Raw genomic sequence first — 16,046 nt, 5'->3', positions numbered from 1 at the left:
CAAGCACCGATTCGACCAGCCGAAACGGACGTCTGTGCTGATTTGTCTCCGATCTGGGCTACATTGCGCAGGTGAGTGAAAATCTCGATCGCGTCGATCGCTTGATCATCGACGAGCTTGTCTCCGACGGACGCGCTACTTTGGCGACGTTGGCGGAGAAGGCTTCCCTGTCCGTCTCGGCCGTTCAATCCAGAGTTCGGCGGCTCGAATCCCGACGCGTCATCCGTGGGTACACGGCGCAGGTCGACCCGGAGGCCCTCGGCCGGCCGCTGTCGGCGTTCGTCGCCATCACTCCGATCGATCCGGCCCAACCGGACGACGCCCCCGCCAGGTTGAAGCATCTGTCGGCCATCGAGTCGTGCCACTCGGTTGCCGGTGAGGAAAGCTACGTTCTACTGGTGCGAGTCGAGTCGCCGAGAGCGCTCGAGCGCTTGCTGCAGGAGATCCGCGCAACCGCCAACGTGCAGACGCGCAGCACGATCATCCTGCAGACGTTCTACGACCGCTGACCGCCCGCCACACTCGGTCCGACGACATGGGTAGGTCGTAGAGCCGGGCACCGACGGCGTCACGAATGGCGTTGGCCAAGGCCGGTGCCACGGGATTGTACGGAGACTCGCTCATCGACTTCGCGCCGAACGGGCCCAGACGATCGTAGGTGTCGGCGAACAGGACTTCCGTGGGAGGAATGTCCGCGAACTGCGGAACGTGGTAGCTACGAATCGAATCCGTGGTGACCAGACCGGCACCGTCGGTGCGGATCTCCTCGTACAGTGCGCTACCGATCGCCTGTGCGACGCCGCCCTCGACCTGCCCACGGCACTGCTGCGGGTTCATCACGGTTCCTGCGTCCGCGCTCTGCACCGACTGCAGTATTTTCACGGTGCCGGTGTCCTCGTGCACCGCCACCCGGAACGCGTGCACGTTGAACGCGACCGAACGCGGCAGCCCGCCGCTGTTGCCCGCAGTGACGAGGGTGCCTCCCGCCATCGCCAGAATGTCGTCGAGGGTGACGAAGCGATCTCCGCACCGCACGCCCTCCGGTCCGAGTGTGCAGTCCGAATTCCGGTGTCCGGTCGCGGTGGCGGCCAGATCCAGAATCCGAGCCGACATCGCGCGAACCGCCGCGTACAGGGCCTTGCCTGCCACCACGGTGCCTGCCGAACCGAATGCGCCCGTGTCGTACGTGACCGAGTCGGTGTCGGATTGATCGACTCCGATGCGGTCGACGGACGTGCCCAATTCACTCGCCGCGATCTGAGTGTGGACGGTGGTTGTTCCGTTGCCGAATTCCGCAGTCCCGACGCGTATCTCGTACTGACCTTCGGGCAGCAATGCCACCGAGGTCTCCGCGCGGTGGCCACGCGGCGGAATGGTCGCGATCATGGCCACCGCCATTCCTTCGCCGACCTTCCAGCCCGCCGGTGCGTGCTCGCCGTTGCCCCGTCGTAGAGCGGCTTCGGCGAGGTCGATGCACTGGTCGAGGCCGTAGCTGCCGAACTGCAGGTCGTCTCCCTCGTGGTGGGCGGCGACGATGTCGTCGCCGGGGACGATCACGTTGCGTCTGCGGAACTCGAACGGGTCGACGTCGATCTCCCGCGCCAGATCGTCCATTGCCGATTCGATCGCGAACATCACCTGTCCCAACCCGTAGCCGCGGAAGGCTCCGGACGGGATGTTGTTGGTGTACACGGTTTTCGCGTCGACTCGTTTGTTGGCGCACCGGTAGATCGCCACCGACTCGCCGCAACCGTGGAACATCACACCGGCACTGTGGTTCCCGTAGGCACCGGCGTCTGTGAGAACGTCGATCGACAGGGCGGTCAGCGTGCCGTCGGCGCTCGCGGCGGCGGTGACGTCGACGCGGAACGGATGACGACACGGTGCGACGGTGAACTCGTCGGTGCGGGTGAACTCGAACTGCACCGGTCGACCGGTACGCAGTACCGCCAGCGCCACCACGTCTTCGGTGAGCAGCTCCTGCTTGCCGCCGAATCCGCCGCCGACGCGCGCGGTGAACACGCGGACGCGATCGCGCGCCAGGCCGAAGATCTCGCAGATCTCGTCTCGCACCAGAAACGGAACCTGAGTGCTGGTGCGCAGGTTCAGTTTTCCGGTCTCGTCCAACCAGCCGATGGTGCCGTGTGTCTCCAGATGTACGTGCTGAATCCGCTGAGTGGTCCAGCGGCCGGAGACCACCGCCGCTGCGCCGCGAACAGCAGCGTCGACGTCCCCGGTCTGTCCGTGTAGCTCGGCCACCAGATTGCGCGACGGATCCGCGATCCGAGCCGTCGCGTCCTTGTCGCCGTGGATCTTCGGCGCATCGGGGGCGAGCGAGGACTCCGGATCGAACACTGCGGGCAGCACGTCGTACTCGACGACAAGAGCGCGGCACCCCTCCTCGGCAGCCGCGACCGATTCTGCGACCACGATCGCCACCCGCTGGCCGATGAAGCGCACAACGGTATCGAGAACATGGGTGTCGTCCGGATCGTCGACGCGGCGGTCGTGGCGGGCCGTCGAAAAGGCGGTCACCGGACTGTCTTTCGCAGTCAGAATCAGATGCACGCCCGGTACCTGCTCCGCCGCGGTGGTGTCGATCGAGACGATCCGGGCATGTGCGTGCGGACTTCCGAGAACACTGGCGTGCAGCAACCCGGGAGGGGTGTGGTCGAGTGTGTAGGGCTCGGTTCCGGTGACGATACGCGTACTGGCGGGTGCTGCGAGGGACCGTCCACACGCCGGACCGTCGACCGACTTCTCGGTGTTGACCACCCCGCAGACGGCGTCGGACACGGCGCGATACCCGGTGCAGCGACACAGGTTTCCCTTCAGCCGTTCGGGAAGCTCGTCCAGGTCTTCCTCGCTCAGCGTCGAGGCGGTGACGACCATTCCCGCAGTGCAGAATCCACACTGGAATCCGGCGGCTTCGACGAACCGGCTCTGCATCGGATGCAGATCGTCCGGTGTACCGAGACCCGCGACGGTGGTGACGGACCGGTCGGCCGCCCGAAACGCGGGGAAGATGCACGAATGCACCGGTTCGCCGTCGACGAGAACCGAACATGCGCCGCAGTCGCCCGCGTCGCACCCCTTCTTCACCTCGAAGTGGTCGTGTTCACGGAGCATGGTGCGCAGACACTGGCCGGGCCGTGGAGTGACATCGGTCGGCACACCGTTGATGTCCACAATCATGACAACTCCTCGCGAATCTGCTGCGCTGCAGTGCAACTGATGTGACGCCGCCAGTCCGGAGCCCCATGGGGGTCGTCGTACCAGTGCTGGGGCCCGATGGTGGCGGCGAGAGCGTCGTCGAGTTCGCCCGCCGTCGGCAGGCTCGGAAAGCGCAGAACGAACGGACGGACGGTCGACGCGCTGACGGTCAGAACGAATTCGCCACCGTCGTCTACCCGCCCGATCACCACGGCGGCCGACCGCCCGAGCGGTGACAGTGCGAGCTTGCGCATCGCCGTTCGCGACCGGAGTGCGCGCAGCGGAATCTCGATGCTGCGCAGCACGTCCCCCGGTCGAAGGGCATTGGTATGCGGGCCCGTGACCAGATCTGCAATCGCGATGCCGTAGTCGTGATCCGGCCCATCACTGGACCACACCTGCCCGACGCCGTCGAGCGCTGCGGTCAACGAGATCATCGCTCCGGCAGGCAGGGCCAGTGCGATGTTGCCGCCGACGGTGGCGGTCTTCCAGATCTTGAACGAGGCCAACAGCGCTGCTGCGCAGCGGGGAAACAATGCGGTGGCCGGCCACGGAGAGGCGTAGCGCGCCAGAGTCTCGATGGTGCACGTCGCGGCGATCGAGAGCCCGGTCTCGGTGACGGTCAACGGCTCCCAGCCCAAGGCAGTGACATCGACGAGAGTGGCCAGGTGGTCCTGCTTCTCCGAGAACAGCCAGGTACCTCCTGCGAGCACAGCGGTGTCCGCGCGTCCGGGCGGAAGGTCCGCGCGGGAGCCGGGAAGCAGAATGTCGTCGACAGTACCGAGATCCATGGCCCTCGTTCACCTCGTCCTCGCCGGATGATCCGCCACGCCGGCAGATCCACCAGCCGATGTGTCATCTCGAACTGTAATGAGTATCTGTTACCGATCTTCGGTCGTTCGGCGATACGCCCGAAACTCGGTGGAAACAACCCACGCATACTGTTTCTTCCTACGAGCTCAGCCGTTTCGAGCACGCTCAGCGAAGGCCGGGGGAGGAACCGCAGTGCAGGTCAAGGACTTGCTCGACGCCACGCAGCTCGGCGTTCGATTGCTCACCTCCGACACCGACGCTCTGGGGCGCACGCTGCGATGGACGTACACGACCGATCTGCCGGACCCGTCGCGCTACATCGCGGGTGGCGAGCTCGTCATCACCGGTCTCGTGTGGCATCGAACGCCCGCAGACAGTGAGATGTTCGTCCGGGCCGTCGCCGAATCAGGGGCCTCGGCACTGGCCGCCGGTGAAGGGCTGCTCGGCCATGTCCCGCCCGATCTGATCGACGCCTGCGAGCGGCACGGACTACCGCTGCTTGCGGTACCCGAGACGGTCTCGTTCGGCGAGGTGACCGAGTTTCTCGTCGGCCGTGTCACGGGAGACCGCATAGCCTCGTTGAACACCTCGCTCGTCCGGCAACGCCAGCTGCTCACCGCGATCGCGGACGGCAGAGCGCTCGACGAGTTGGCGCTGCACACCTCCAGGGAAACCGGGATGGCGTGTCTGATCTTCACGGCGACCGGACGTCGGCTGGTGGCCGAGGTCTCGGCGTTCTCCGATGCCGACGTGGACACGCTGACGCACGCTGCGCTCTCCTCCGAAAGACTGCCCACGACAACCACTCTCAGTGACGGCGGCGTGTACAGCATCTTCGGCATCGGCCCGTCGCTGGTGCAACGGACCACGCGATGGTTCTTGGCGGTTGCAGGAGACATGGCGACGTTCCCACCCGCCATCTCCGATGCGTTCGGCCAGCTCGCGGCCATCGCCGCGCTCGATCGTGCCCGGCGCGAGGAGGGACGGCTGGTCCGACGCGAAATCGCGGACCAGGCAGTGGCGTTGATCGAAGCCGACAGCACCAGACCGGAAGCCCTGACGCGGCTGCGTCAGGCAGGCGTCGACCCGGACCGCTCGCTGGTCGTCGTCAGGGTCGTCCACAGCGGACGGATCGACCTGCGCGAGATGCTGCGTACGGTTCTCAGCGACACGCTGACCTCCTTCGGTGGCGGCTGCGTCGGGTGCAGCACGCACGGCGACATCGTCGCTGTCGTGAACACCGACGATCCGAACTTCACGCACACACTGCGAACCCGATTGACTCGCTTGGGTTCCGGCATCGGACACAGCCGTCTGCTCGTGGGCGTCAGTTCCGAAGCAACCGGGATCACCGTCGACGGCGCGCTGCGATCGGCCCGTCACGCACTCGAAGTCAGCAGGCAAGGGACCAGCCCGGTGACCGTCACCGCGGGTGCGCAACTGACTTCGGCGGTCTCGATGCTCTCGGCTCTGCCCGACGACGTGCGTCGGTCGTTCGTCGAACACGTTCTGGCTCCTCTGCTCGACTACGACCGGCGTACCCATGCAGGACTGACCGATACCCTCCGTGAGTTCCTGGCCACCGGTGGATCGTGGAACCGAACGGCCGAGTCGTTGCACGTCCACCTCAACACCGTCCGCTACCGAATCAAGCGAGTCGAGGAGTTGCTGGGCCGCGATCTGAGTTCCACCTCGGACCGGCTCGATGTCTACCTCGCGCTTCAATCCATCCCTCGTTCGTCGGCCACGGGGGCCGCATAGGATCGAACGATGACTGGCTTCACCGGAATACCCTTCGCCGCCCTGGACTTCTACGAGGACCTCGAAGCCGACAACAGCAAGCTCTGGTGGAACGAGCACAAGGAGGTCTACGACACTGCGGTCAAGGGGCCGATGACGGCGTTGCTCGCGTCACTCGAACCGGAGTTCGGTACTGCCAAGGTCTTCCGCCCCTACCGTGACGTTCGCTTCTCCAAGGACAAGACCCCGTACAAGACCCACCAGGGCGGATTCGTTGCTCGCGGCGACAGTCTGGGCTTCTATGTCCAGATCGACCCCGCCGGGTTGTTCGTCGCAGGCGGCTTCTACAACTCCTCGGCCGAGGGCGTTGCCCGCTACCGCCGCACCGTCGACGACGACGTCCGCGGAGCCGAATTGGAGCGGATACTGGCGACACTGACGAAGGCCGGCTACGAGATCGGCGGCGACAAGCTCAAGACCAAGCCGCGGGGATACGAGCTCGATCACCCGCGTATCGACCTCCTGCGCCACAAGTCACTCACCGCAGGTAAGCATTTCGGCTCACCCGCCTGGCTGGAGACACCCAAGGCTGCGACGAAGGTGCGCGACGCCTGGCGGGCCCTGGCACCGTTGGTGGAGTGGACTGCGGCGCTGCACACGTGAGCGGAAATTCGTAGCAGGGGTCGAAGTTCTGCTCACCTGCGCGGAGCGCTCTATCCGACGACAGAGTATGTCCGCCAGGCACTTCCGGCGTCCGGGGCATCCTCGCGCTCGACGGTTGCCTGAATCAGACCGTACGGCCGATCGTCCGCGTTGAACACCTCGAGGTTGTTCTCGATGCCGAACTTGCCCAGGTCGTAGACGAAGTGATGCTTGTTCGGAGCCGACATCGTGATCTCGGCGATGAACGGATACTTCTCCAGCACCGCCTCGCCCATGGCGTACAGAGTCTGCTGCAGAGCCAGCGATTGCAGATTGGCGAACCGTTCGATCATCGCCGCCTTCACGCCCGTGTAGACGGCGTCCCACTCGACATCGGTGGTGGTGTATCGCCACTGCGCCGTCAGCGATGTCGCCATCACCCGGTCGGTCGTGGGCTCGAGAACCGTCAGGTCGTCCTCGAGGAATCCGTGGAATTCCGAACCCGTGGACTTGAGAATCACCATCTCCTTGAAGCCGCTGATCACCCACGTCCGCTGCGCCTTACCCTTGCCCTCGACGGTCACCGCCGACGTACGGATCTCGTCACCCTTGCGGGTCCACGTGTGATCGTGCTCGACGCCGTCGATCACCGCGCGAGCCCACGCGTATTCCTCGAGTTCGATGCGGGCTCCGTCCACGGGCTCGACATCGTCGACGTAGTGGCGAGCCAGATCGAGGCCGTAGCTCTCCAGATGCAGGAGGCCCTTGGTCTTGGCGTACGCGTAGGCGGTCTGCTTCTGAGTGTCGGTGGGCAGCACGTTGGACTGATCGCCCACCAGGTGCGCGGGAGAGAAGTCGCCGCGCAGAGCGCTCGACACGTTGATGTCGTGAATCTCGTGGCGAGGCGAGTCCCGATAGATCCGCACCACGCGGTTCTCCGCCTTGCCGTACTGATTGGATCCGAGGACGATCTTGCCGGTCAGGTCGGTCATGTCAGCTCCCGCGATAGGTCGAATAAGCGAAGGGGGACAACAGCAATGGGACGTGATAGTGCGCATCGGGATCGGTGACGGTGAACGAAATGGACACCTCCGGGTAGAAGGCCGGTGTTTTCGTCGCCTCGAAGTAATCGCCGGTGTCGAACGAGAGTCGATACACACCCGGATCGATCGGACCGGGCACGACCTCCCCGATTCGGCCGTCTCCATCGGTGGTGGCCTTGGAGATCTCGCCCTTCTCGGGATGGAACAACCGCACCCGCATCCCCACCGCCGGTGTCCCCGAGGTGGCGTCGAGGACGTGCGTCGACAATCCCGTCACTGCTCGGGACCCAGCATGCGGCCGAGGCGAATTCGGTTGATCTTGGCCAGTTCCACGCGGAGCACCCGTCTTTCGGTTTCGGCATCGTTGTCGAGCCTCTCCTCGAGGATAGCGAGCAGTTCCTCCGCGGATCTGCCGGTGGCGCACACCAGGTAGACGTGCCCGAACTTCTCCTCGTAGGTGCGATTTCCCGCCGCCAGCTTCTCGAGCACCTCGGTGCCCGCGGTCGCCACCGCGGACTGCTCGCGTTTCGACGACGGGTTGTCGGCCTTGCCGCCGATCCGGGGATGACCGTCGAGCGCATGATCGATCTCCGCCTCGGGCAGCTCGGCGAGCACTCGATCGGCTCTGTCCAACAGCATGTCTCGACTGTCGAAGGGGCGACCCTGGGCGACTCGACGGGCCCAGATCGACGATGCGCAGCACTCGTAGAGGGCATGCATCGCCTGCCGATCACTGAGCCGATTGAACCCGTCGAGCCCTATCCATTCGTGCAGCACATCTCGCTCGCTATCTGAAGTCGTTGATGCGACCGAACCGCGCGGCCGCGATCGGGTTGGCATCGGCCACGAGATCGTCGAACCGGTAGTTCGCGATCTTGGCGATCTCGATCATCGCGAACGACCGCTCCGCCGACGGTGCGTTCTCGACGCGCGACCACCCGTTCGCGAGGACTCGATCGTAGCGCTCCGTCTCCCTTGCGCAGATCACCAACGGGAAGCCGAAGTGTTCGCGGTATTCGGTGGCGAGTTGGACGATGTTGTCGTGCTCGTCCTCTTCCAGGTTGGACAAACCGACGTGATCCGCTGCGTTGAGGGTGCCGGTGGCGTCCTCGCTGCCGAGATCGGGGTAGCTGTTGATCAGCTCGATCTGTTCCTCGGTGGTGCCGGCCAACAGTGCCTCCTGGAAGGCCTCGCGCAGACCGTGCGCATCGGCGAAAGGCCGCTGTTGGTAGGCGCGTTCGACCACCCACGGAGTGCCCTGCACCAAGCCGCCGAACGTGGCAGCGAAGTCCTCGGCGGACATCTCGTTGACCTTGTCGAGGGTGATGCCCTTGCCCGGACCACCGGCGACGGCCTGCCCGCGACCACCGATGTGGAAGAACAAGACGTTGAGCACGATTGCCGAGACCGCGCCGAGAACGATGCCACTGCCGAACAACATCTCCAGCCACGCGGGCACACCCTCGGAGACCGTCGGTTGAATGGTCACGAGCATCGCGAGCCCGAGGCTCGTGGCGACGATGATCAGGTTGCGGTGATCGGTGAAATCCACCTTCGACAGAGTCTGGATTCCGACCACGGCGACGGTGGCGAAGAGGGCGAGCGCGGCTCCGCCGAGCACCGGGGGTGGGATCGATGCGACGACGGCTGCCGTCTTGGGTAGCAGGCCGAGCAGAATCATGATGCCGCCTGCCGTGGCAACCACCCAGCGACTGCGCACACCGGTCAGGCGCACCAGGCCGACGTTCTCGGAGAAGGCCGTGTACGGGAACGAGTTGAACGTACCGCCGATGACGGTGGCCACTCCGTCCGCGCGCAGAGTCGCTGCGATGTCGTCCTTCTTGATGCGCTTGCCGACGATCTCACCTGTCGCATACACACTGCCGGTGGTTTCGACCGCGATGATGAGCATGACGACGATCATCGAAATGATCGCGACGACACTGAATTTGGGCACACCGAACAGGAATGGCTGCGTGAAACCGACCCACGACGCCTCCGAGGTGCCGTCGAAGTTCATGTCTCCCAGAGCGAACGCGACGGCGCTGCCGATCACCAGGCCCAGAAGCACGGCGATGGTGGCCATGAAGCCCTTGAAGAATCGTTGGATCAGCACGATGATCAGCAGCGTGCCGATCGCGTAGGCCATCCACCGTCCGTTGGTCGGATCCTGTTCGTGAGTAGCAGGATTGGTCACCGCATCGTTGACGGCCACCGGGAGCAGCGCCACACCGATGATCGTGATGACGGTGCCGGTCACCACCGGAGGGAAGAAGCGCAGCAGCCTACTGAAGTACGGAGCCATGAAGAACGTGACGAGACCGGCGACGATGACGGCACCGTAGACGTACAGCAACCCCTCGGTGCCGCCGCCGTTCGCCATCGCGATCGCGATCACCGGAGAGACACCGGCGAACGTCACACCCTGCAGGAGCGGCAGGCGGACACCGACCTTCCAGAATCCGACCGATTGAATGATCGATGCGATGCCGCAGGTGAACAGATCCGCATTGATCAGGTGAATCAACTGTTCGTTGGTCAGTCCGATCGCGCTGCCGATGATGATCGGCACCAGGACAGCGCCTGCGTAGAACGCGACGACATGTTGGAACCCGTAGGCGGCAAGTTTCGGAACGGGGAGAACTTCGTCGACAGGATGGACGCGTTTGCGTGTGGTGGGCTTGACGGACATGGCTGGGCACCTCGCGGAAGCAACAGGGCAGGATTCCTGCGACGCTGCAGGAGAAGTGCACTAAGAATCAGTCATCGCGCCTATCCTCGCTAGTCGAGCGCGCACAAACTTGTCGACGTACTCGAGATGGATGTTGTGCGAACATCCAAGACTCCAACCGAGAGTGAAAGGAGCGATCGTGTCGGACCTCGCCGTCGGAGTGGTACTGGCTGCCGGTGCCGGAACGCGATACGGATCGCCCAAAGTGCTCGCCCACGACGGGCTGTGGCTGAAGACGGCGGTGCAGGCGTTGCGCAACGGCGGCTGCGATCGAGTCGTCGTGGTGCTGGGCGCGGCGGATGCGCCCATGCCCGACGGCGCGATCGCCGTGCACACCCCCGACTGGCACCAGGGCATGAGCGCCTCCTTCATCACCGGGCTGTCGGCGGCGTCGGACTCGGAATACGCTGTAGTGCACGTGGTCGATACCCCGGACGTCGGACCCGAGGTGGTGCAGGCAGTGCTCTCCGCAGCGCGGGAGACCGGTCTCGCCAGGGCTGTGTTCGACGGCCGTCCCGGCCATCCGGTCGTTCTGGCGCGTCGACACGTCGACGCAGCCGTGGCATCGGCGTCGGGAGACTCCGGTGCCCGGGACTTCCTGCGGGGAAGAGACGACGTGATTGCCGTCGAATGTTCTCGATGGGCAACGGGAATCGACCACGACTATCGGTGAGCGGCCCCGGCGGCGGTAGCGTGCACGCCATGGAGCGGCGCATTCCCGATCGAACAGTGGATGCCATCCGCGCCGCTGTCGTGCTCGAAGACTTGATCAGCGAGCGGACGCACCTTGTCCGCTCGGGACTGGACTCGATGAAGGCTCTGTGTCCGGTGCACGGTGAGCGGACGCCCAGTATGCATGTTCGACCGACCCGGCAACGTTTTCACTGCTTCGGGTGCGGAGCAGGAGGCGATGCGTTCGATTTCATCCAGGCGGTCGACGGGGTCAGCAGGATCGAATCGGTCGAACTCCTGGCGAACCGAGTCGGCCTCGTCATCGACTACGAGGATCGGGGTCAGTAGAAGCGTCCCCGCGGGGACGCGTCCATCCGCGGATTTCGGCGGCAACGGCGTCGATCATGCCGTCGAACTGATGACCACCGGTCGGGAACTCGACCACCGTCGCCGACGGTAGAGCCGTCGAGTTCAGCGCCAGGTGAGAAATGGGAACCACGTCGTCGTCCCGGCAGTGGACGAGCGTCAGGTCGGTCTCGGGCTCTGGGTCGGTGAACGCGTAGTCGGCGACGTCCCACCCACGCGGAGTCCAGTCCGGCATCGCCAACAGAGTTGCCCGCCGCGGCCGTTCCCGTCGATGTTCTGCCAAGACCCTGACGAGGATCGATGCGCCGAAGGAGTGCGCAATCACCGAATCCTCCGGTCCGAGCCGGTCGAGGTGCCGGCGAACCGGTTCGGCCCAGTCCTCGAAACCCATTGCGGTGTCGGACAACTCCGGCATCCGAAGGTCGAGGCGCAGAGCTTCGGCCAACCAGCGCGCCAGCTCCGCGTCGTCGAAAAATCCGCCGGCACCGTGAACGAACAGAAGTCGACCGACCATGCTGGGTTCCTCTCCTCGGCAATACTGTCACCGAAGAAGACCGGTGCCGGCCCGTGAATTCACCGGTTGACTCGGATTCGGGGTCCGTGAGAGCATCGTCGGCAGCGTCGCGTGCCGATGACGGACTGCGTCAGGCATGGAGGCGTCGTACTGCCCAGGAGGCAGCGCATGACCATTTCGTTCGATCACACCATCATCGTTGCGAAGAACAGTTCCGATTCTGCGGCGTTCTTTCGCGAGCTGTTCGCCCTGCCGGAGGCACCGTCGTGGGGGCCGTTCGTCAACGTCCAACTCACCGACGGCACGCTCGTTCAATTCGCCGAGCCTCCCTTCGACGATATTCAGGTTCAGCACTATGCCTTTCGGGTGGGCGACGATCTGTTCGACGCGGCCTACACCAGGCTGGTCGACCAGGGCGTCGAGCACTGGGCCGATCCTCGAATGACCGAACCCGGCACTGTCAACACCGACCACGGTGGCCGCGGAGTGTACTTCCGCGACCCGACCGGGCACTTGTTCGAGATGCTGACGCACTCCTACCTGTCGACGCCGGGTGAGCCGGTACCGTAGCCACCGTGACCGAGCAGCAGCATGTTTCGATGACGAGGGCCGCCTACGACACCGTTGCCGAGAGCTACGCCGACCTGGTTCGCGACGAACTCGACGGGCGACATCTCGAGCACGGACTGTTGGCGACATTTGCGGACCGAGTGTCGAGCGGCGACGTTCTCGAAGTGGGATGCGGAACCGGCCGCATCACCGAACATTTGCACCGCCTCGGCCTCGGGGTTGTGGGAATGGACCTGTCGCCCAACATGATCGAGGTCGCGCGGCGCGAATACCCGCACCTGCGATTCGGTGTCGGATCGATGGAGGTATTGGACGCGGGGGACAGCTCCCTGGTAGGGATCGTTGCCTGGTACTCGATCATCCACACGCCGCCACAGCAATTGTCGGGGATATTCGCCGAATTGCACCGGGTGCTGGTGCCGGAAGGTCTGCTGTTGTTGGCATTTCAAGCAGGCAACGAGCGAGTGCGACTGGAGCAGGCGTATGGACACTCGGTCTCGTACGACGCATACCGACTCGACCCCGACACAGTCGTGGCCATGCTCGTCGAGGCCGATTTCGAGGTGGACGTGCGCGTGCATCGCGCTCCGATGGATTACGAGTCGACATCGCAGGCATTTCTGTTGGCCCGCAAACGGACATCGTGACGTCTCGAGACCGGTAGGAGTTGCCCGATGCATGCACCCCGTCCACGCGTTCTCTTCGTCACCGACCTGGCTTATCTGTCAAGGGGCCGACGCTACTGCGACGAGGACATCTTCCTGTCGTCGCAGCTCCGCAAGTGGGTCGACATTGCGCTGTGTCACCCGCTCGACGCGCTTGCGCTGATGGACGGGTTCGATGTTGTCGTTATCCGGAACTCCGGGCCTGTGCTGGGGTACCAGGATGCTTTCGACGCGTTCACTCGCCATGCGCGCGAGAACGGTACGAGGGTCTTCACCCAGCTCACCGGCAAAGGCGACCAGAGAGGCAAGCAGTACCTGGTCGACCTTTGTGCAGCTGGCTTTCCTGTTATTCCTACCGTCGACGACCCACGGGACGTCTCGCGCCTACCCGAGGTCGATGCCTATGTGGTGAAACCGAAATGGGGTGCCGACTCGATCGGTATGCGTCACATCGGGCGCGCCGAACTGTCGGAAGTCGAGGCGGGCCATCTGATTCAGCCGCGAATCGATTTCGTGTACGAAGTGTCGTTCTACTTCATCGGCCGCACATTTCAATACTCCTTGTACGCTCCGGACCCCGGCCGACGCTGGGACCTGGAGCCGTACTCGACTACTGCGCAGGACGAGGAGTTCGCGCAACGATTCGTCGACTGGAACGACATCGACCACGGAATCACGCGGGTGGACGCGTGCCGCACCGTCGAAGGCGCGCTTCTTCTGGTCGAGCTCGAAGACCTCAACCCGTACCTCTCACTCGACCGGCTGCCCGAGTCGGCGCGTCGAGAGTTCGTGAACCACATGGCGGAGGCGATCGTAGCGCTGTGTGCCCAACCGTAGAGGGCGACATCAGTCCGGTACAGCACGCTGGCGCAGCATCGGTGCTCGCGATTCGGTAGCGTCGAGGCCGCGGAAGGTGGTGGCGGATGCCGATCACAGTGCTGCACATCTCGGCCGCAGTGCTGTCCGTTCTGGTCGGAGCAGTGGTTCTGTTCGCCCGCAAGGGCACTGCTTTTCATCGGGCATGCGGACGCACATATGTCGTGGCGATTCTGGTGATGATCGTGTCGTCGTTCTTCGTCACCGAGATCCGTGACGGATGGAGCGTGTTCCACGATGTGTCGATCCTGACAGCCGCGCTGGTGCTGTTCGGCTGGCTGCAACCGGCGGTCGGACGCTCACGGTCGGGGTGGCTTCGGCGGCACATGCTGTCGATGCAATTGTCCTACCTGGTGCTCATCGTGACCGGAACGGCCCAGTTCTTCGACTACTTGCCTCTTCCGAACGACGCTCTGAACGCCATCGTTTTTCTGCAGATGCCCTTGATGGTCGGGATCGTTGCAATCGTCCGACGTAGTCGACGGCCTATCGGTTTCCACGATTCGCTACCGTCTCCTTCGTGATTGTCGGACCGGACGCCGCCCTGCCGCATCGCCCCGCGCGAATAGTCGTCGCGGGGACATCCGGTTCCGGCAAGACCACGCTGGCCGCTCGCATCGGGTCCTTGCTCGACATCGAACACGTCGAGATCGACAGCTTGTTCCACGGCCCGAACTGGACGCCGCGTCCGACCTTCGAGAGCGATGTCGACGAGTTTCTTGTACGCCCGTCGTGGGTCACCGAGTGGCAGTACGGTGTTGTGCGCGATCGCCTCGCAGATGCGGATCTGCTCTTGTGGCTCGACCTGCCACGTCGAACGGTCATGCGGCAGGTGATAACTCGGACGCTACGCCGCATGCTCGGTAGGCACGAGCTGTGGAACGGCAACATCGAGCCACCGCTGCACCGGATCTTCTTCGATCGCGAGTACATCGTCCGGTGGGCCTGGAGCACCTACCGGTTGACTACCGAGCGGGTGCAACGGTTGAGTGTGCGCCGTCCGGAGCTGCCGATCGTTCGATTCCGGTCGCACCGGGACGTGGACGCGTGGATTGCGCACCAGCTGATTCCGCCGACGTGACTGGTGTTGTCAGCAGCCCAATTGCGATGCGAGAGAATCGATCGAGTCGACGCTGTGAGTCCAGTCGGATTCCGCGGTGCGGTCGGTGGTTTGACTCGGGCCGTGTTCGAGCGGACGGGCGACGAATGCCGTTGCGAAGCCACAGTCCGCGGCCGCAGCGAGATCACTGTTGTGTGCGGCGACCATCATGCACTCGCTCGGCTCGAGACCCAGAATGTCCGCGGTGCGGAGATATGCGTCGGGCATGGGCTTGTATGTCTGTACCGGTTCTGCGCCGAGGATAGCGTCCCACGGCAGTCCGGCATTCTTGGCCATATCGAGCAGCAGCGAGATGTTGCCGTTCGAGAGCGGGGCGATGATGAACTGGGTACGAAGTCGCGTGAGCCCGGGCACCGAGTCCGGCCACGGATCCAACCGATGCCACGCGTGATTCAAGGATGCGATATCGCTGTCGTCGAGCTGAATATCGAACTCCGACAGGACGACTCGAAGCGACTCGAGATGGAGTACATCGAGCCGGGTGAACGGTCGACTGCCCGACCGAACCTGTTCCATCGCCGGTTGATACAGGCTGCGCCAGCGGTCGGCGAATGCATGACTGGCGACGTCGGGACCACACACGGATTCGACCTCGCGGGCCACGCTGGTGCGCCAATCGACCACTGTGCCGAACACATCGAACAGAAGCGCCTTCAACGATCTCTCTTCTTTTTCTTCTTTTTCTCGTCCTTGGAATGTCCACCGGCCGACAGCAGCGCACCCGCCAGTGGGATGAGAAGGAAGAAGAGCCACTTCTGATCGAAGTCGGTGAGGAAGAACAATGCCAGTGAACCGAAGACGACCAGGGGCATCACTACTGCGCGCCAATCGATTCCGGCTCCGCTCTCGGCCGGTGCCGGAGACTTCCCGAGTTGGGCGGGCGTGTGCGACGTCGAAGCAGTGGGGAGATCGACGAAGACCTTGTCGATCTCCCCACGCGTCGTCGCCGAAGCAACGACGGCGCTGCGCTCGTCGAACTCGGGCACGGTGAGCCGACCCTCGCTGAAGTGCAGACTCAGCGCTTCGAGGGCCTTCTCCCGGTCAGCCGTACCGATCCGAATTTCCGGAAGCTCGGACATCG

At 64.1% G+C, this 16,046-nt stretch carries 19 protein-coding genes; 10 read left to right on the top strand and 9 right to left on the bottom strand.

Annotated features, from left to right (window positions below; translation table 11 throughout):
* Nucleotides 1-71 precede the first annotated feature (71 nt).
* The gene (locus AYK61_RS07340; RefSeq protein WP_032376860.1) at nucleotides 72-509 is read left to right on the top strand and encodes an Lrp/AsnC family transcriptional regulator; all 438 of its coding nucleotides are present in this window, start codon (nucleotides 72-74) and stop codon (nucleotides 507-509) included.
* On the opposite strand, the gene AYK61_RS07335 is transcribed toward AYK61_RS07340, so the two are convergent.
* The gene (locus tag AYK61_RS07335) at nucleotides 481-3,195 is read right to left on the bottom strand and encodes a molybdopterin cofactor-binding domain-containing protein (protein WP_121870332.1); all 2,715 of its coding nucleotides are present in this window, start codon (nucleotides 3,193-3,195) and stop codon (nucleotides 481-483) included. The genes AYK61_RS07340 and AYK61_RS07335 overlap by 29 nt on opposite strands.
* Nucleotides 3,192-4,004 (bottom strand): FAD binding domain-containing protein, encoded by an 813-nt coding sequence (locus tag AYK61_RS07330; RefSeq protein WP_121870331.1) that lies wholly within the window; start codon nucleotides 4,002-4,004, stop codon nucleotides 3,192-3,194. The genes AYK61_RS07335 and AYK61_RS07330 overlap by 4 nt, the downstream gene beginning before the upstream one ends.
* Nucleotides 4,005-4,218: 214 nt before the next feature.
* Here AYK61_RS07330 and AYK61_RS07325 point away from each other — a divergent pair, with 214 nt between their 5' ends.
* Together AYK61_RS07325 and AYK61_RS07320 are read left to right on the top strand one after the other, a co-directional pair.
* Nucleotides 4,219-5,787 carry a PucR family transcriptional regulator gene (locus AYK61_RS07325; RefSeq protein ID WP_121870330.1) on the top strand — a complete coding sequence of 523 codons (1,569 nt, stop codon included), beginning with the start codon at nucleotides 4,219-4,221 and terminating at the stop codon, nucleotides 5,785-5,787.
* Nucleotides 5,788-5,796: 9 nt separating this feature from the next.
* A complete protein-coding gene (locus AYK61_RS07320) occupies nucleotides 5,797-6,429 on the top strand; it encodes a DUF2461 domain-containing protein (protein ID WP_121870329.1) in 633 nt (210 codons plus the stop codon).
* A 50-nt stretch (nucleotides 6,430-6,479) separates the two neighbouring features.
* Here the strand turns inward: AYK61_RS07320 and pucL are convergent, their stop codons facing one another.
* From pucL to uraD (AYK61_RS07300), 4 genes are read right to left on the bottom strand one after another with little or no spacing between them, the layout of a single operon-like run.
* Nucleotides 6,480-7,400, bottom strand: coding sequence for a factor-independent urate hydroxylase (gene pucL / locus AYK61_RS07315; protein WP_121870328.1), 921 nt, complete (start codon nucleotides 7,398-7,400; stop codon nucleotides 6,480-6,482).
* Between the two features lies 1 nt (nucleotide 7,401).
* Nucleotides 7,402-7,728 carry a hydroxyisourate hydrolase gene (gene uraH / locus AYK61_RS07310; RefSeq protein WP_121870327.1) on the bottom strand — a complete coding sequence of 109 codons (327 nt, stop codon included), beginning with the start codon at nucleotides 7,726-7,728 and terminating at the stop codon, nucleotides 7,402-7,404.
* A complete protein-coding gene (gene uraD, locus AYK61_RS07305) occupies nucleotides 7,725-8,228 on the bottom strand; it encodes a 2-oxo-4-hydroxy-4-carboxy-5-ureidoimidazoline decarboxylase (protein ID WP_121870326.1) in 504 nt (167 codons plus the stop codon). The genes uraH and uraD (AYK61_RS07305) overlap by 4 nt, the downstream gene beginning before the upstream one ends.
* Before the next feature lie 10 nt (nucleotides 8,229-8,238).
* Entirely contained in the window at nucleotides 8,239-10,143 is a 1,905-nt protein-coding gene (uraD, locus tag AYK61_RS07300; protein ID WP_121870325.1) for a 2-oxo-4-hydroxy-4-carboxy-5-ureidoimidazoline decarboxylase, read from the bottom strand.
* Nucleotides 10,144-10,318: 175 nt separating this feature from the next.
* Between uraD (AYK61_RS07300) and AYK61_RS07295 the strand changes: the two genes are divergently transcribed.
* Nucleotides 10,319-10,855 carry an NTP transferase domain-containing protein gene (locus AYK61_RS07295; protein ID WP_121872541.1) on the top strand — a complete coding sequence of 179 codons (537 nt, stop codon included), beginning with the start codon at nucleotides 10,319-10,321 and terminating at the stop codon, nucleotides 10,853-10,855.
* Nucleotides 10,852-11,202, top strand: a complete 351-nt coding sequence (locus AYK61_RS07290) for a CHC2 zinc finger domain-containing protein (protein WP_183130198.1) — start codon at nucleotides 10,852-10,854, stop codon at nucleotides 11,200-11,202. The genes AYK61_RS07295 and AYK61_RS07290 overlap by 4 nt, the downstream gene beginning before the upstream one ends.
* Here AYK61_RS07290 and AYK61_RS07285 read toward each other — a convergent pair.
* Nucleotides 11,174-11,734: an alpha/beta fold hydrolase gene (locus AYK61_RS07285; protein WP_121870323.1), complete on the bottom strand. Its 561-nt coding sequence runs from the start codon at nucleotides 11,732-11,734 to the stop codon at nucleotides 11,174-11,176. The two genes, AYK61_RS07290 and AYK61_RS07285, sit on opposite strands and share 29 nt — an antisense overlap.
* Nucleotides 11,735-11,902: 168 nt before the next feature.
* On the opposite strand from AYK61_RS07285, the gene AYK61_RS07280 reads away from it, so the two are divergent.
* The 5 genes from AYK61_RS07280 to AYK61_RS07260 all read left to right on the top strand — a co-directional run bounded on the left by AYK61_RS07280 (nucleotide 11,903) and on the right by AYK61_RS07260 (nucleotide 14,926).
* On the top strand, nucleotides 11,903-12,304 hold the full coding sequence (locus tag AYK61_RS07280) for a VOC family protein (RefSeq protein WP_121870322.1): 402 nt from the start codon (nucleotides 11,903-11,905) through the stop codon (nucleotides 12,302-12,304).
* Nucleotides 12,305-12,309: 5 nt separating this feature from the next.
* The gene (locus AYK61_RS07275; protein WP_259467958.1) at nucleotides 12,310-12,951 is read left to right on the top strand and encodes a class I SAM-dependent methyltransferase; all 642 of its coding nucleotides are present in this window, start codon (nucleotides 12,310-12,312) and stop codon (nucleotides 12,949-12,951) included.
* 27 nt (nucleotides 12,952-12,978) lie between these two features.
* Nucleotides 12,979-13,806 carry a hypothetical protein gene (locus AYK61_RS07270; RefSeq protein WP_121870321.1) on the top strand — a complete coding sequence of 276 codons (828 nt, stop codon included), beginning with the start codon at nucleotides 12,979-12,981 and terminating at the stop codon, nucleotides 13,804-13,806.
* Nucleotides 13,807-13,892: 86 nt separating this feature from the next.
* Entirely contained in the window at nucleotides 13,893-14,369 is a 477-nt protein-coding gene (locus AYK61_RS07265) for a DUF2306 domain-containing protein (protein ID WP_121870320.1), read from the top strand.
* Nucleotides 14,366-14,926, top strand: coding sequence for an AAA family ATPase (locus tag AYK61_RS07260; protein ID WP_310886817.1), 561 nt, complete (start codon nucleotides 14,366-14,368; stop codon nucleotides 14,924-14,926). Before AYK61_RS07265 ends, AYK61_RS07260 begins: the two co-directional genes overlap by 4 nt.
* Nucleotides 14,927-14,935: 9 nt before the next feature.
* Here AYK61_RS07260 and AYK61_RS07255 read toward each other — a convergent pair whose 3' ends face one another.
* Together AYK61_RS07255 and AYK61_RS07250 are read right to left on the bottom strand one after the other, a co-directional pair.
* On the bottom strand, nucleotides 14,936-15,622 hold the full coding sequence (locus tag AYK61_RS07255; RefSeq protein ID WP_121870319.1) for a haloacid dehalogenase type II: 687 nt from the start codon (nucleotides 15,620-15,622) through the stop codon (nucleotides 14,936-14,938).
* Entirely contained in the window at nucleotides 15,619-16,044 is a 426-nt protein-coding gene (locus AYK61_RS07250) for a DUF1707 domain-containing protein (protein WP_121870318.1), read from the bottom strand. Before AYK61_RS07250 ends, AYK61_RS07255 begins: the two co-directional genes overlap by 4 nt.
* Nucleotides 16,045-16,046 lie beyond the last annotated feature (2 nt).

This window comes from Rhodococcus sp. SBT000017 (assembly GCF_003688915.1).
Taxonomy (GTDB): domain Bacteria; phylum Actinomycetota; class Actinomycetes; order Mycobacteriales; family Mycobacteriaceae; genus Rhodococcoides.
The sequence above is the reverse complement of the archived record's forward strand: the minus strand, read 5'-3'. Positions and strand labels throughout refer to the sequence as shown.

Excerpts from the sequence above, each read along its gene's own strand:
- AYK61_RS07285 (WP_121870323.1), bottom strand. The coding sequence starts at position 11,734 with ATGGTCGGTCGACTTCTGTTCGTTCACGGTGCCGGCGGATTTTTCGAC.
- AYK61_RS07280 (WP_121870322.1), top strand. The coding sequence starts at position 11,903 with ATGACCATTTCGTTCGATCACACCATCATCGTTGCGAAGAACAGTTCC.
- AYK61_RS07270 (WP_121870321.1), top strand. The coding sequence starts at position 12,979 with ATGCATGCACCCCGTCCACGCGTTCTCTTCGTCACCGACCTGGCTTAT.
- pucL (WP_121870328.1), bottom strand. The coding sequence starts at position 7,400 with ATGACCGACCTGACCGGCAAGATCGTCCTCGGATCCAATCAGTACGGC.
- AYK61_RS07330 (WP_121870331.1), bottom strand. The coding sequence starts at position 4,004 with ATGGATCTCGGTACTGTCGACGACATTCTGCTTCCCGGCTCCCGCGCG.
- AYK61_RS07335 (WP_121870332.1), bottom strand. The coding sequence starts at position 3,195 with ATGATTGTGGACATCAACGGTGTGCCGACCGATGTCACTCCACGGCCC.
- AYK61_RS07265 (WP_121870320.1), top strand. The coding sequence starts at position 13,893 with ATGCCGATCACAGTGCTGCACATCTCGGCCGCAGTGCTGTCCGTTCTG.
- uraD (WP_121870325.1), bottom strand. The coding sequence starts at position 10,143 with ATGTCCGTCAAGCCCACCACACGCAAACGCGTCCATCCTGTCGACGAA.
- AYK61_RS07320 (WP_121870329.1), top strand. The coding sequence starts at position 5,797 with ATGACTGGCTTCACCGGAATACCCTTCGCCGCCCTGGACTTCTACGAG.
- AYK61_RS07250 (WP_121870318.1), bottom strand. The coding sequence starts at position 16,044 with ATGTCCGAGCTTCCGGAAATTCGGATCGGTACGGCTGACCGGGAGAAG.